Origin of the sequence: Sphingomonas sp. Leaf407 (assembly GCF_001425385.1) — a bacterium.
Taxonomy (GTDB): Bacteria; Pseudomonadota; Alphaproteobacteria; order Sphingomonadales; family Sphingomonadaceae; genus Sphingomonas.
In genome coordinates, this window is sequence record NZ_LMQO01000001.1 from 866,158 (window position 1) to 879,044 (window position 12,887).

Consider the following 12,887-nt stretch of genomic DNA (forward strand, 5'->3'; position numbering starts at 1 on the left):
TAGCATTCCAAACCTGTTCAGCGACTCCCGGCGGGCCGTTTTCGGACTCTGGCAGACTCCCCGGCCCCGCCCTACCGGGTCAGGAACCGGTCATAGTCCGCCGGGGCCATGCGTACGTCATAGAGCGCCCTCTCCCCGTCGATCCAGTGATCGACGACTTCACCATGCGCGTGGAGCCATGCGGCACTCGCGCCATCTTCCGGCGCCAGCGCGATGCGAAAGCGTCGATGCCCCTGCGTCAGCCGGTCGCCGACTGTGCGGACAAGGCGATCGATCCCCTCCCCGGTCAGCGCCGAGAGCGCGACGACATCATCGCGATGCGCCGCCTCCCCCAACATTTCGATTCGGGTGTCCTCATCGAGCAGGTCGAGCTTGTTCCATGCCTCGATGCGCGGGGTAGTTTCATCCACGCCGATCTCACGCAATACCGCCTCGACGTCAGCCGCCTGTGCGTCGGTATCAGGGTGGGCGACGTCGCGGACATGGATCAGCAGATCGGCCGACACGACTTCTTCCAGCGTCGCCTTGAACGCCGCGACCAACTGGGTCGGCAGGTCGGAAACGAAGCCCACCGTGTCGGACAGGATCGCCTTGTCGATCCCTGGCAACGATATTTGCCGCAACGTGGGATCGAGCGTGGCGAACAGCAGATTCTCCGCCATCACCCCTGCCCCGGTCAGCCGGTTGAACAACGTCGATTTACCCGCATTGGTATAGCCGACCAGCGCCACGACCGGCCACGGCGCGCGCTGGCGCCGATCACGATGCAGCGTCCGCGTCCGCGACACGCCGTCGAGTTCGCGACGCAGCCGCGCCATCCGGTCGCGGATCAAACGACGATCGGCCTCGATCTGGGTTTCACCCGGACCGCCGAGAAAGCCGAAGCCACCACGCTGCCGCTCAAGGTGAGTCCAGCTCCGCACCAGTCGACCGGCCTGATAGTCGAGGTGGGCTAGTTCGACCTGCAGCCGGCCCTCGGCGGTGCGCGCACGCTCACCAAAGATTTCGAGGATCAGCCCGGTACGGTCGATGACCTTGCAGCCCAACCCGGTTTCCAGGTTGCGTTGCTGCACCGGGGTCAGCGCAGCGTCGAACACGGCAAGCTGGATTTCCTCGTCGCGCACGATCGCAGCGAGTTGATCGACCTGCCCGCTGCCGATCAGCGTCGCGGGCTTGGGCGCACGGACGCGGAAAGGCACGCGGTGCCGAACCTCGACACCGATGGCCAGCGCCAGACCGGCGGTTTCCTCCAGCCGGGCATCGGCATCGCGGGCCGATCCGCCCATGTCGGGCAGCACGACGATCGCGCTGGCGCCCCGAGTGAATTCCTGTGCGTCGCGATCGAAACCGGTGCTCAAGCCTCGTCCGCTCCCAACGCCTGTTCCTCGGCCAGATTCAACGGATTGGCCGGCTGAATCGTCGATACCGCATGTTTATAGACCAACTGCGACATGCCGTCGCGCTGGAGCAGCATGCAGAACAGGTCGAACGCCGCGATCTGCCCCTGCAACATCACGCCGTTGACGAGGAACATCGTGACATTCTCACGTGCCTTGCGAACGGCGTTGAGGAAGATTTCCTGCAACGGCGCGTTCTTCGACGAATGTTCGGCCGCCGCTTCGATCACCGACGCAAGATCGGCGGGACCGGATGGCATGATCGTCGAGATCGCGTGCTTGTAGATAAGCTGCGACTGGCCGTCGCGACGCAGCAGCACCGAGAAATTGTCGAACCACGTCACGATGCCCTGGAGCTTCACGCCCTTGACGAGAAACATCGTGACCGGCGTCTTCGACCGGCGCAACGAATTGAGAAACAGGTCTTGAAGCGACCCCTGCCTGTCGGCCATGGCTTGCCCTTGTTCTTGGCGGAACTCTTATTCCGCATAGCGCCGGTATCCGACGCCGGATTGCCGCACCCCTTTGGTGCGGAATTGTAAAATAGGATGCCGGACACACGGCGGCAATGTCCAGCAATACGCTATTCGTCGCCGCGCGTTTCGGTGATCCCCAACAGCTTGAGCTTCCGGTGCAATGCCGATCGCTCCATGCCAATGAACGTCGCGGTGCGCGAGATATTGCCGGAGAAGCGCCGGATCTGCACCCGGAGATACTCGCGCTCGAACGATTCGCGCGCCTCGCGCAGCGGCGATCCCATGATCGCGCTGTTGCTCGCCCCGCCCGTACCATCCCCGGCAGACCCCAGGACCTCGGGTGGCAACAAGTCGATGTCGATGCGGGCGATGCGATTGCCCGGTGCCAGAATGACCGTCCGCTCGACGACATTGCGCAACTGGCGGACGTTGCCCGGCCATTCGTAGCTTTGCAGCGCGATCATCGCATCGGCCGCGACCTCGGGCGTCGAGACGCGGCGTTCGGCGGCATAATGCGCGACGAAATGCTCGACCAGTGGCGGAATATCCTCACGGCGTTCGGCAAGCGACGGGATTTGCACCGGCACGACGTTCAGCCGGTAATAGAGGTCCTCGCGAAAATTGCCGTCGACGATCTCCTGTTGCAGATCGCGCCCGGTCGCCGAGACGACGCGGACGTCGACCTTCACCACCCGTGTGCCGCCGACACGGGAAAAACTCTGATCGGTCAGGACACGCAGGATGCGCGCCTGCGTCGCGATCGGCATGTCGGCGATCTCGTCGAGGAACAGGGTGCCGCCATGCGCCTGTTCGAGCAGCCCGGGGCGGACGAGATTGCCGGCTTCCTCGACGCCGAACAGTTCCTCGTCGACGCGCTCGGGCGTCATCCGCGCCGCGCTGACGACCACGAACGGCGCCTGCGCGCGCTGGCTCCAGCCATGGAGCAGCCGGGCGGCGACTTCCTTGCCCACCCCCGCCCCGCCGGTGATGAGCACGCGGCTGCCGGTGCCGGCAACCCGCTTCAACGTCGCGCGCACTGCGTTGATCGCGGTCGAACTGCCGGTCAGGTCGTCCTCACGCCCGGCCGAGGCGCGCAGCGAGGCGACCTCACGCCGCAGCCGTTCGGTTTCGGTCGCGCGCTGGACAAGGAACAGCAACCGCTCGGCCTCGAACGGCTTTTCGATGAAGTCCACCGCACCTCGGCGGATCGCCGACACCGCCGTGTCGATATTGCCATGCCCCGAAATGACCAGCACCGGCAGCGACGGATCGCGCGCCTTCAACTCGTCGAGCAGTTCCAGCCCGTCAAGCCGCGACCCCTGAAGCCAGACGTCGAGCAGCACCAAGGACGGACGCCGGGCGGCGACCGCTTCCAGCGCGGCGTCGCTGTCGGCGGCGCTGCGCGTGTCATAGCCCTCGTCCTCCAGCACACCGGCGACGAGTTCGCGAATATCGGCTTCGTCGTCGACGACGAGAATGTCGAGTTTCATGACGTAAATCCGGTCCGGGTAAGCATGGGGTGGCGCGTCGTAACCTCCTGCACATTGTCGTCCGCCACCCCGTCGTCGTTCGCCAGCGCGGCGAGCATCACGGGGTCGAGGATGATGGAAACGATCGTCCCTCCTCCGGGACGGTCGGCGAACGATATGGTTCCGAAATGTTCTTCGACGATCTTGCGGACGATAGCCAGCCCCAGCCCGGTGCCGCCCTTGCGCGTCGTCATATAGGGTTCGACGATCCGGTCGCGCTCGGCGGGCAGGCCGATGCCGTTGTCGCTGGTGTCGATCCGCAGATGGCCGTTCGCCATCACCCGAATGTCGATCGCGATGCGGCCACGCGGCGCATTTTCCCCGCGTACGGCAACGGCTTCGGTCGCATTCTTGACGATGTTGGTCATCGCCTGCGCCATTTGCCGCCGATCGCACACAAGGGTGGCCGGGCCGTCGTTTTCTAGCACGAAATCGATTTCGGGATGGGCGACTTCGTGGAGGAACAGGCTTTGCCGCGCGAGTTCGGTGATCGATTCGCTGCGGAACACCGGTTTGGGCATCCGCGCGAACGACGAAAATTCATCGACCATCCGCCGCAGGTCGCCGACCTGCCGGACGATCGTCTCGGTCAGGCGGGCGAAGGTGCCGTCGTCGGTAGTCAGCTTTGATCCATAGCGGCGCTGGAGCCGCTCGGCAGCAAGCTGGATCGGGGTCAGCGGGTTCTTGATCTCGTGGGCGATCCGCCGCGCCACGTCGGACCATGCCGCGCGGCGCTGGTCGAGCAATTGCTGGGTGATGTCGTCGAAGGTCAGGATATGCTGGCCGTCGTCGCGGGTGATGTGGACCGCGAGCGTCTTGGCCCCGCCCGCCGCCGCCAGTTGGATGGTCGCGTCCTGCTTGTCGCCCGCCAGCAACTGGTCGAGTTCGGGCGCGACCTCGCGCAGCGACCGGCCGGCGAGCGGGGCCGGACCGGTCTTGAGCAGCGCCGTCGCCGAGCTGTTGGCCAGTCGGATCGTACCATCGCGCCCGACCGACACCACACCGGCGCTGACACCCGACATCACCGCCTCGATCAAGGCACGGCGGCTGTCGATCTGCGCATTGGCCGCGACCAGCTCGCCGGTCTGTTCCTGCAACCGTTCGGTCATGCTGTTGAACGCGCTGGCGAGCGTGGCGATCTCGTCCTTCTTGCGCTTGCCGGGTTCGGCCACGCGCGCGGTCAGGTCGCCATCAGCAATGCGCCGCGCTGCGCCGACCAGTGCGCCGACCGGGCGGACCAGCCGGTCGGCGACCGCCAGTGCGACGAATACCGCCAGCCCGACGATCAGCAACGACACGACGAACAGCGCGACATAAAGCCGTAACTGGACGACGCGCGACCGATCGAGCAACGCATTGTAATCCGACAGGATCGCGCGGGTACGATCACGCCGGTCGGTATAGGTCTTCAGGTCGAGGTCCCGCCCCGAATAGAGCAGATAGGGCGTGTTGGGGATGCGCGTCACCGACTGGACCATGCCATCACGTTCGCGAACGTCGCTGCGTTTGCCCTTGCCCAGCGCTGTCACCGATCGTGGATCGATGCTCCACCGCAGCGGCCCCTCGTAGATCGATGCCGAGGCGAGCGAGACGGGGCGGCCGTCGGCCGGAATTTCGAACAGCACCGAATCGGTCAGGCCGCGCGCGCTGATGCTCTGCTGATAGATGATCCCGAACATCGGATCGGACGGCTTGTAGCGATTGACGAACAGCATCCGCTGGATGTCGGACGCGACCGCGACGTTCTGCGCATCGACCGAGTTCAGGAAATCATTGTAGGACGACTGGGCGACCGACTGCGCATTCTCGAAAATGCCGCGCGCGCGCTCGGACGACCAGAATTCGGCGACGACCTGAAACCCGAACGACGCGCCGACCGTCACCAGCAGCAACGGCACGCTGGCGAGGATCGAGAACAGCGCGACCAGCCGGACGTGCAGCGTACCGGTGCCGCCGATTTCGGAGCGTGCCGCGCGACGCATCGCGACCCGGCGACCGGCGAGCACCAGCAGCGCCATTGCGGGGATAAGGTTGGCGACCAGCAACCCCGCCATCTGTTCGGGTGGCGGCAGGCTCTTGCGGGCGTCCTGCGTGCCGTCGATCAGGAAATAGCTGCCGATGCCGATCGCCAGCGCCACGGCCAGCACGATCAGCTCGATCGCCGGGAACCAGCGCGCCGAACTGCGTGGGGCGCGATCCGCTTCCATCAACGCTGCAACCATAGTTGCCGTTTTACAACATTCGCGCGGCAACGCACGTCAAATCGCTTACGTGCGTTATCGTTCGTTCTGATAGGGGCGCAGCGCCGGATCGATGCCCAGATCGTCGAGCCGCTTGCGCAGCGTGTTGCGGTTCAGCCCCATCGCCTTGGCCGCGCGCAACTGGTTGTTGCCGTGGCGGTCGAGCATCGCTTCGATCAGTGGGCGTTCGACGTCGGCGATCAGGCGATCGTAGAGCGTGCCGTTTTCCAGCGTCACCGGCTCCTCGCGCGCGATGCGGCGCAGCCAGCCGCGTACCGCTTCGTGCAGGTCGATGTCGACGGCGGGGGGACGCAGGCCACCCTCGCCCAGCGCGCCGCGCAGTTCGCCGGCTTCGATCGTCGTGTCACGGCCGAGCACCGCCAGCCGCCGCATCAGATTTTCGAGTTCGCGCACGTTGCCGGGCCAGTCATGCGCCTCGAGCAGCGCCAGCGCCTCGGCCGACAGCGTTTTGCGGGGTAGCCCTTCCTGCCCGGCGCGGTCGAGGAAATGGCGGGCCAAGAGCGCCACGTCCTGCCGTCGTTCGCGTAAGGGTGGGAGCGCGATCGGCACGACGTTCAGCCGGTAGAACAGGTCCTCGCGGAACTGGCCCGACTGGACCTGCGCCGCCAGCGTCTTGTTGGTCGCCGCGACGATGCGCACATCGGCTCGGATCACCCGCGCGCCGCCGACGCTGGTGAACTCGCCCGATTGCAGCACGCGCAGCAGCCGGGTCTGCGCGTCCATCGGCATGTCGCCGATCTCGTCGAGGAACAGCGTGCCGCCCGCCGCCTGCTCGAACTTGCCGGCCGATCGCTGCGCCGCGCCGGTGAACGCCCCGCGTTCATGGCCGAACAGCTCGGCCTCGATCAGTTCGCGCGGGATCGCGGCCATGTTGAGCGCGATGAACGGCGCACGGGCACGGCGACCGAGATCGTGGATCGCCCGGGCGACCAGTTCCTTGCCGGTCCCCGATTCCCCCGTCACCAGCACGGTCAGGTCGGTGGCGACGACGCGGGCGATCACGCGGTACACGTCCTGCATCGCAGCGGACCGGCCGATCAGCGGCAGGGATGCATCGATCGAATCGACGGGTGCCTCGTCCGGGCCACGCCGCCGCCGGGCGAGCGCGCCGCGCACCGCCAATGCCAGCGTATCGAGGTCGAACGGCTTGGGCAGATAGTCGAACGCTCCCGCCTCGGTCGCGCGGACCGCCGTGGTCAGCGTGTTTTGCGCCGACAGCACGATGACCGGCAGGTCGGGCATTTCCGCCGCAAGCGCGGTGGCATGTTCGAGGCCGTCGCCATCGGGCAATACCACGTCGGTCACGAGCACGTCGGGCGCCTCGGCCCGCAACTGCGCCCGCAACTGCCCGAGGGTCGCGACCGACTGGACCACATGCCCCTCGCGGCGGAGCGCCTGCGCCACGACCGTGCGGATCGCGGCATCGTCGTCGCACAACAGGATACGCGCCGGTTGGGTCATGCGCGCGGCAACCGGATGCGGAATATGGTCCATTCGGGATCGCCTTCGCGCGCATAGCCCACGGTTCCGCCCATCTCCGCCATCAGTTTCTCCACCATCGGCAGGCCGAACCCCCTGCCCTCACGCTTGCCCGATACGAACGGTTCGAACAGATGCCCGGCGATGTCGCTCGGCGCGCCGGGGCCGTTGTCGCCGACGCTCAGCTCGATCGGCACCGCCCGCCGTGCGCCACCGCCGACGCCGTGCGACATGCCGTGGCGATAGGCGGTGCCGACCACGATCCGCGGATCGGGCGTGTCCGCCAATGCCTCGGCGGCGTTCTTGAGCAGATTGACCAGCACCTGGACAAAGGCATCGCGATCGATCCGCACCGGCGGCAGCGACGGGTCGAACCGCTCCTCGATCACGATGCCGCGCGCGAAGCCGGCGGTGGCGAGCTGCACCGCATGGGCGATCACCGGATAGATGTTCTGCACGGTCAGCTCGCGCGGGCGGGCATCGGTGAAATCCTCCATCCGGTCGATCAGCGCGGCGATCCGGTCGACCTCGGTAATGATGAGGTCGGTCAGGACGCCACGGTCGTCGACCTCGTCGGCCAGCAACTGCGCCGCGCCGCGAATGCCCGACAGCGGGTTCTTGATCTCATGGCCCAGCATTGCCGCCGCCCCGGCCGCCGCCCGTGCCCCGGCGGCACGCGGCGCGGCGGGCATGGCGCGCAGGCCATAGAGCATGACGATCCGCCACGGCGATCCATGCCCGGCCGGCGTTTCATGGAAATCGGCGCGCAGCCTGCCCCCACGCCGCAACCGCAATTCGCATTCGTAGCTGGCAAAACCATGCCCGTCGCGCTGGTCGCCATAGCCCGGCGGCAGCGTGACGATCTGCGACAGCGACAGCCCGCGCATCGACCGGTCGGACAGGTTCAGCAGCAGTTCGGCGGCGCTGTTGGCGTGGGCGACGCAGCCGGCCTCATCCAGCACGATCGTCGCGACGGGCAGCGCCGCGAACAGATCGGCGAACGGCGGCGCGCCCTCGGCGGCGCTCAGGCCGCCGCGCGCGAGCACCACGGTGCATAGAAATCGGCGAGCATGGCAAGGACGGTACGGGCGTCCGGTTGCTGGTTCACCTTGTTGCGGAACTCGGCCGATCCGTGCAGCCCCTTGGTGTACCAGCCGATATGCTTTCGCATCATGTTGACGCCGGTTTCCTCGCCATAATGGTCGAGCATCATGTGATAATGCTCGACGATCAGGTGATATTGCTCCTCGATCGACGGATCGGCCGGTTCGGCCCCGCCCGACAGCGCGGCCATGACCTGCGCCAGCAGCCACGGCCGGCCATAGGCACCGCGCCCGATCATCACCCCGTCCGCGCCGGACTGCGCCAGCGCGGTGCGGGCATCGGCGACCGAGCAGATGTCGCCGTTGACGATCACTGGCACCTTGACCGCGTCCTTGACGCTGGCGACGAACGCCCAGTCGGCGGTGTCACGATACATCTGGTTGCGGGTGCGGCCATGGACCGTGACCATCCGCGCGCCGAGGTCCTCGGCGATGCGCGCCAGTTCGGGGGCGTTGAGGCTTGCATGGTCCCAGCCCATCCGCATCTTGACGGTGACGGGAACGTCGACCGCCTTCACCACCGCCGCGATCAGATCGGCGGCGAGCGGCAGGTCGCGCATCAGCGCCGAACCGGCATCGCCGTTCGTCACCTTGCGCACCGGGCAGCCCATGTTGATGTCGATGATCGCCGCGCCCTTGTCCTCGGCCAGCTTCGCCGCCTCGCCCATCTCGATCGGCGTGCAGCCGACAAGCTGCATCGACACCGGTTCCTCCGCCGGGTCCCACATCGCCTTCTGGATCGACTGGCGCGTCTCGCGGATCGCCGCCTGGCTGGCGATCATCTCGGTCACGTTCAGCCCCGACCCGTGCCGCCGCACCATCTTGCGGAACGGCAGGTCGGTGACACCGGTCATCGGCGCGAGGATCACCGGCGTGTCGATCACGACATCACCGATATGGATGGGAGCGAGGGTCATGGGAACTGCCTGAAAATCGGGCAGGCTTTACCCCAAACCATGGGCAAGGGCAAGGCTGGCGGCGGGCGGCGGCTTGGGCTAGGCGGCTGCGATGCAGACCGGACCTACCGTCGCCCTCATCGTCGCTGCCGGACAGGGCAGTCGATCGGGCAGCAGCACCCCGAAACAATATAGCGCCATCGGTGGCCGAGCGATGATCGCCCATGCCCATGCCGCACTGGCGGCGCATCCGGCAATCGACGAGGTCGTCGTGGTCATCGGCGAGGGCCAGCAGGCGATGCTGGCGGCGGCCATCGGCGAGGTGCGCCACGTCATCGGCGGCGCGACCCGGCGGGAAAGCGTCGCCGCCGGGCTGGCGGCGATCGGCGATGCGGCGCGGGTGCTGGTCCATGACGCCGCCCGGCCGTTCGTTCCGGGCGCGGTGATCGACCGGCTGCTCGCCGCGCTCGACCATCTGCCCGGCGCGATACCGGTGCTGCCGGTCGCCGATACGCTGGCGCAGGCGGGCGAGGTGCTGGGCGAGGTGCTGGGCGACGTCGTGCCGCGCGCCGGGCTGGTGCGGGTACAGACGCCGCAGGCATTCGACGTCGCTGCGCTTCGCGACGCGCATGCCGCATGGGACGCGGGCGTGGAGGCGACCGACGATGCGCAGATGCTGCGCGCGATCGGGCTGGACGTCGCGACCGTCGAAGGAGACATCATGCTCGACAAGATCACCTATCCCGCCGACTTCGCGGCGGCCGAGGCGCGGATCGCCCCCACGCTCGTATCGCGCAGCGCCACCGGCTACGACGTTCACCGGCTGGAAGCGGGCGAGGAATTGTGGTTGGGCGGCGTGCTGATCCCGCATGATAGCGGACTGTCGGGGCATAGCGATGCCGATGTCGCGCTGCATGCGATCACCGATGCGTTGCTCGGCACGATCGGCGCGGGCGATATTGGCACCCATTTCCCGCCGAGCGATGCGCGGTGGCGCGGGGCGGCGTCGGACCAGTTCCTCGCCCATGCCGCGTCGCTGGTTCGGGCGGAGGGCGGCGTCCTCGACTTCGTCGACCTGACGCTGATCTGCGAAGCGCCCAAGATCGGCCCGCACCGCGCGGCGATGCGGGCGCGGATCGCGGCCATCCTCGGCCTCACCGAGAAGCAGGTCAGCATCAAGGCGACGACGAGCGAGCGGCTGGGCTTCACCGGCCGCAAAGAGGGTATCGCCGCACAGGCGATCGCGACCGTGCGGGTGCCGGCATGAGGCGCATCGCCGCCGCCATCGCCCTGTTCGCGACGACCGGTGCGGCGCAGGCGCAGACCTCCGCTGCCTGCGTCACCCCGGCCGAGGCCGAGGCACTGGTACTGTTCGTCGCGCCCGACCTGATCCGTCAGGCCGGAACCCGTTGTGCGACCGCGCTGCCGGCCACCGCCCTGATCCGCCGGACGAGCGGACCGTTCCTCGCCCGCTACGAAGCGGAAACCGAAGGTGCCTGGACCCAGGCCAAGGCGGCGCTGTCGCGCCTCACCGCGCCACAGGCGATCCAGTTGCTCGATTCGAGTTTCGCCGCGCCGATCGTGTCGTCGATCATCGCACCGATGGTCGTCGGCAACATCGATCCGGCTGACTGTCCCCGGATCGAACGCGCGGCGACGTTCGTCCAGTCGCTTCCCCCGCGCAACGTCGCCGGGCTCATCGTGCTGTTCGCGCAGATCGATGCCGACAGCCCCCGTCCCCAGATGCGGTTGCCGCTATGCGGCACGCGCCCCCGGAACTGAGACATTATGGATACCATTCTTCCCGCCGAACTGGTTGCCGCCGCCCGCCGCGTGGTGACGGCCAATCGCGCCGTCGGTCGTCGCGTGACGCTGGCGGAGAGCTGCACCGGCGGCCTCGTCGCCGCCGCGATCACCGAAATTCCGGGATCGTCGGAAATCTTCGACACCGGCTTCGTCACCTATTCGAACGAAGCCAAGACCGCGCAGGTGCGGGTCAGTTCGGACGTGCTCGAAACCTTTGGCGCGGTGTCGGTCGCGACCGCGTGGAGCATGGCGCAGGGTGCGCTGGAGGCGTCCGATGCCGATGTCGCGGTCGCGATCACCGGCGTGGCGGGGCCGGGCGGCGGATCGGACAAGAAACCGGTCGGCACCGTCGTATTCGCGCGGGCCGAAAAGGGCGGAGATCCGGCGAAGGTCGTCGCCGACCTGCGCCATTTCGGCGATCTCGGCCGGGGAGGCGTCCGGCTTCAGGCGGCGCTGTGCGCGCTCGAACTGCTGCTGCCGCCCGACGAAGCGTCGGAAGAACCCGTCGCCGAATCACCGTAAAGCGCCGCGGCGCGTTCCTCGAACGCGCCGATCATCTTGCGCAGCGCACGGTCGAACACCTGCCCCGCCAGCATCTCGAACACGCGGTTCTTGAACTGGAAGTCGACGCAGAATTCGACCAGCGTACCGCCCTGCCCGTCGGGTTTGAAGCGCCAGTCGTTGTTGAGATATTTGAGCGGTCCGTCGAGATAGTCGACGCGAATATGGTCCGGCCGTTCCTTTTGCACCTTCGAGGTGAAGCTTTCGCGCAGGCCCTTGAAACCGACGATCATGTCGGCGACCATTTCGGTGTCGCTCGACGACCGCACCCGGATCGCGCTGACCCATGGCAGGAACTCGCCATAGCGCGCGACGTCGGCGACCAGATCGAACATTTGCTCGGGGCTGTAGGGCAGATGGCGGGTTTCGGTATGCTTGGGCATCAGGCGCGGACTACGCCCAGCTTCGCGTCGCGGTTCGCGCGCATCCGTTCGAAATCGTCGCCGGCGTGATAGCTCGACCGCGTCAGCGGCGAGGAGGCGACCAGCAGGAACCCCTTGGCCCGCGCGATCGCGGCATAGGCGTCGAATGCCTTGGGGGTCACGAAATCGATCACCTTGGCATGGCGCGGGGTTGGCTGGAGATACTGGCCCATCGTCAGGAAATCGATGTCAGCGGAGCGCATGTCGTCCATCACCTGATGCACCTCCAGCCGCTCTTCGCCCAGCCCCAGCATGATGCCCGACTTGGTGAAGATCGACGGGTCAAGCTTCTTGACGCTCTCCAGCAACCGCAGCGAGGCATAATAGCGCGCGCCCGGCCGGATCGTCGGATAGAGGCGCGGCACGGTTTCGAGATTGTGATTGTAGACGTCGGGACGCGCCGCGACGATCGCCTCAACCGCCGCTTCGTGCTTGTTGCGGAAATCGGGGGTGAGAATTTCGATCGTCGTCGTCGGATTCGCGGCGCGGATCGCCTGAATCACCTTCACGAACTGGCTGGCGCCGCCATCGGGCAGGTCGTCGCGATCGACCGAGGTGATGACGATATGGTTCAGCCCCATCGCCGCCGCCGCCTCGGCGACATGCTGCGGCTCCATCGGGTCGACCTTGCGCGGCATGCCGGTCTTGACGTTGCAGAAGGCACAGGCGCGGGTGCAGGTGTCGCCGAGGATCATGACGGTCGCGTGCTTCTTCGACCAGCATTCGCCGATGTTCGGGCAGGCCGCTTCCTCGCAGACCGTCGTCAGGCTTTTCGAGCGCATCAGCGCGCGGGTTTCGGCCACGACCTTGCCGGTCGGGGCTTTCACGCGAATCCAGTCGGGCTTGCGTTCACGCTGCGGGCGGGGGAGCGGCGACATTTCGTTCATGGGCCCCAGATAGCGATCCGCGAGGAAACGAACAACCGCCTGCAACGTTCGCGCGCGCCGTGCGTCTGTG

At 67.0% G+C, this 12,887-nt stretch carries 11 protein-coding genes and 1 pseudogene; 3 read left to right on the forward strand and 9 right to left on the reverse strand.

Annotated elements, in window-relative coordinates; genetic code table 11:
- Window positions 1–71: 71 nt before the first annotated feature.
- The 7 genes and pseudogenes from hflX to dusB form a co-directional block, all read right to left on the reverse strand.
- The gene (hflX, locus tag ASG37_RS03895) at window positions 72–1,358 is read right to left on the reverse strand and encodes a GTPase HflX (RefSeq protein ID WP_055756225.1); all 1,287 of its coding nucleotides are present in this window, start codon (window positions 1,356–1,358) and stop codon (window positions 72–74) included.
- Window positions 1,355–1,858: pseudogene (gene hfq / locus ASG37_RS03900) on the reverse strand (RNA chaperone Hfq); the annotation flags it as partial. The gene hflX and the pseudogene hfq, both read right to left, overlap by 4 nt.
- Before the next feature lie 122 nt (window positions 1,859–1,980).
- Window positions 1,981–3,363 (reverse strand): sigma-54-dependent transcriptional regulator, encoded by a 1,383-nt coding sequence (locus tag ASG37_RS03905; protein ID WP_055756229.1) that lies wholly within the window; start codon window positions 3,361–3,363, stop codon window positions 1,981–1,983.
- Window positions 3,360–5,609 (reverse strand): sensor histidine kinase NtrY-like, encoded by a 2,250-nt coding sequence (locus tag ASG37_RS03910; protein ID WP_055756231.1) that lies wholly within the window; start codon window positions 5,607–5,609, stop codon window positions 3,360–3,362. The genes ASG37_RS03905 and ASG37_RS03910 overlap by 4 nt, the downstream gene beginning before the upstream one ends.
- 69 nt (window positions 5,610–5,678) lie before the next feature.
- Entirely contained in the window at window positions 5,679–7,124 is a 1,446-nt protein-coding gene (gene ntrC / locus ASG37_RS03915) for a nitrogen regulation protein NR(I) (RefSeq protein WP_055757285.1), read from the reverse strand.
- Entirely contained in the window at window positions 7,121–8,191 is a 1,071-nt protein-coding gene (locus tag ASG37_RS03920; protein WP_055756232.1) for a two-component system sensor histidine kinase NtrB, read from the reverse strand. Before ASG37_RS03920 ends, ntrC begins: the two co-directional genes overlap by 4 nt.
- The gene (gene dusB / locus ASG37_RS03925) at window positions 8,167–9,162 is read right to left on the reverse strand and encodes a tRNA dihydrouridine synthase DusB (RefSeq protein ID WP_055756234.1); all 996 of its coding nucleotides are present in this window, start codon (window positions 9,160–9,162) and stop codon (window positions 8,167–8,169) included. The genes ASG37_RS03920 and dusB overlap by 25 nt, the downstream gene beginning before the upstream one ends.
- A 91-nt stretch (window positions 9,163–9,253) precedes the next feature.
- Here dusB and ASG37_RS03930 point away from each other — a divergent pair, with 91 nt between their 5' ends.
- From ASG37_RS03930 to ASG37_RS03940, 3 genes are read left to right on the forward strand one after another with little or no spacing between them, the layout of a single operon-like run.
- Complete coding sequence (locus ASG37_RS03930; RefSeq protein WP_055756236.1) at window positions 9,254–10,408, forward strand: bifunctional 2-C-methyl-D-erythritol 4-phosphate cytidylyltransferase/2-C-methyl-D-erythritol 2,4-cyclodiphosphate synthase; 1,155 nt, start codon at window positions 9,254–9,256, stop codon at window positions 10,406–10,408.
- Window positions 10,405–10,923 (forward strand): hypothetical protein, encoded by a 519-nt coding sequence (locus tag ASG37_RS03935; RefSeq protein WP_055756238.1) that lies wholly within the window; start codon window positions 10,405–10,407, stop codon window positions 10,921–10,923. The genes ASG37_RS03930 and ASG37_RS03935 overlap by 4 nt, the downstream gene beginning before the upstream one ends.
- A 6-nt stretch (window positions 10,924–10,929) precedes the next feature.
- A complete protein-coding gene (locus tag ASG37_RS03940; RefSeq protein WP_055756240.1) occupies window positions 10,930–11,469 on the forward strand; it encodes a CinA family protein in 540 nt (179 codons plus the stop codon).
- Here ASG37_RS03940 and ASG37_RS03945 read toward each other — a convergent pair.
- Together ASG37_RS03945 and lipA are read right to left on the reverse strand one after the other, a co-directional pair.
- Window positions 11,391–11,891, reverse strand: a complete 501-nt coding sequence (locus tag ASG37_RS03945) for a type II toxin-antitoxin system RatA family toxin (RefSeq protein ID WP_055756242.1) — start codon at window positions 11,889–11,891, stop codon at window positions 11,391–11,393. The genes ASG37_RS03940 and ASG37_RS03945 overlap by 79 nt on opposite strands.
- A complete protein-coding gene (gene lipA, locus ASG37_RS03950; protein WP_055756244.1) occupies window positions 11,891–12,817 on the reverse strand; it encodes a lipoyl synthase in 927 nt (308 codons plus the stop codon). Before lipA ends, ASG37_RS03945 begins: the two co-directional genes overlap by 1 nt.
- Between the last annotated feature and the right edge of the window lie 70 nt (window positions 12,818–12,887).

Bases quoted from the DNA above. Each gene is read 5' to 3' on its own strand.
- ASG37_RS03905 (WP_055756229.1), bottom strand. From the start codon at position 3,363: ATGAAACTCGACATTCTCGTCGTCGACGACGAAGCCGATATTCGCGAA.
- ASG37_RS03910 (WP_055756231.1), bottom strand. From the start codon at position 5,609: ATGGAAGCGGATCGCGCCCCACGCAGTTCGGCGCGCTGGTTCCCGGCG.
- ntrC (WP_055757285.1), bottom strand. From the start codon at position 7,124: ATGACCCAACCGGCGCGTATCCTGTTGTGCGACGACGATGCCGCGATC.
- dusB (WP_055756234.1), bottom strand. From the start codon at position 9,162: ATGACCCTCGCTCCCATCCATATCGGTGATGTCGTGATCGACACGCCG.
- ASG37_RS03930 (WP_055756236.1), top strand. From the start codon at position 9,254: ATGCAGACCGGACCTACCGTCGCCCTCATCGTCGCTGCCGGACAGGGC.
- ASG37_RS03935 (WP_055756238.1), top strand. From the start codon at position 10,405: ATGAGGCGCATCGCCGCCGCCATCGCCCTGTTCGCGACGACCGGTGCG.
- ASG37_RS03940 (WP_055756240.1), top strand. From the start codon at position 10,930: ATGGATACCATTCTTCCCGCCGAACTGGTTGCCGCCGCCCGCCGCGTG.
- ASG37_RS03945 (WP_055756242.1), bottom strand. From the start codon at position 11,891: ATGCCCAAGCATACCGAAACCCGCCATCTGCCCTACAGCCCCGAGCAA.
- lipA (WP_055756244.1), bottom strand. From the start codon at position 12,817: ATGAACGAAATGTCGCCGCTCCCCCGCCCGCAGCGTGAACGCAAGCCC.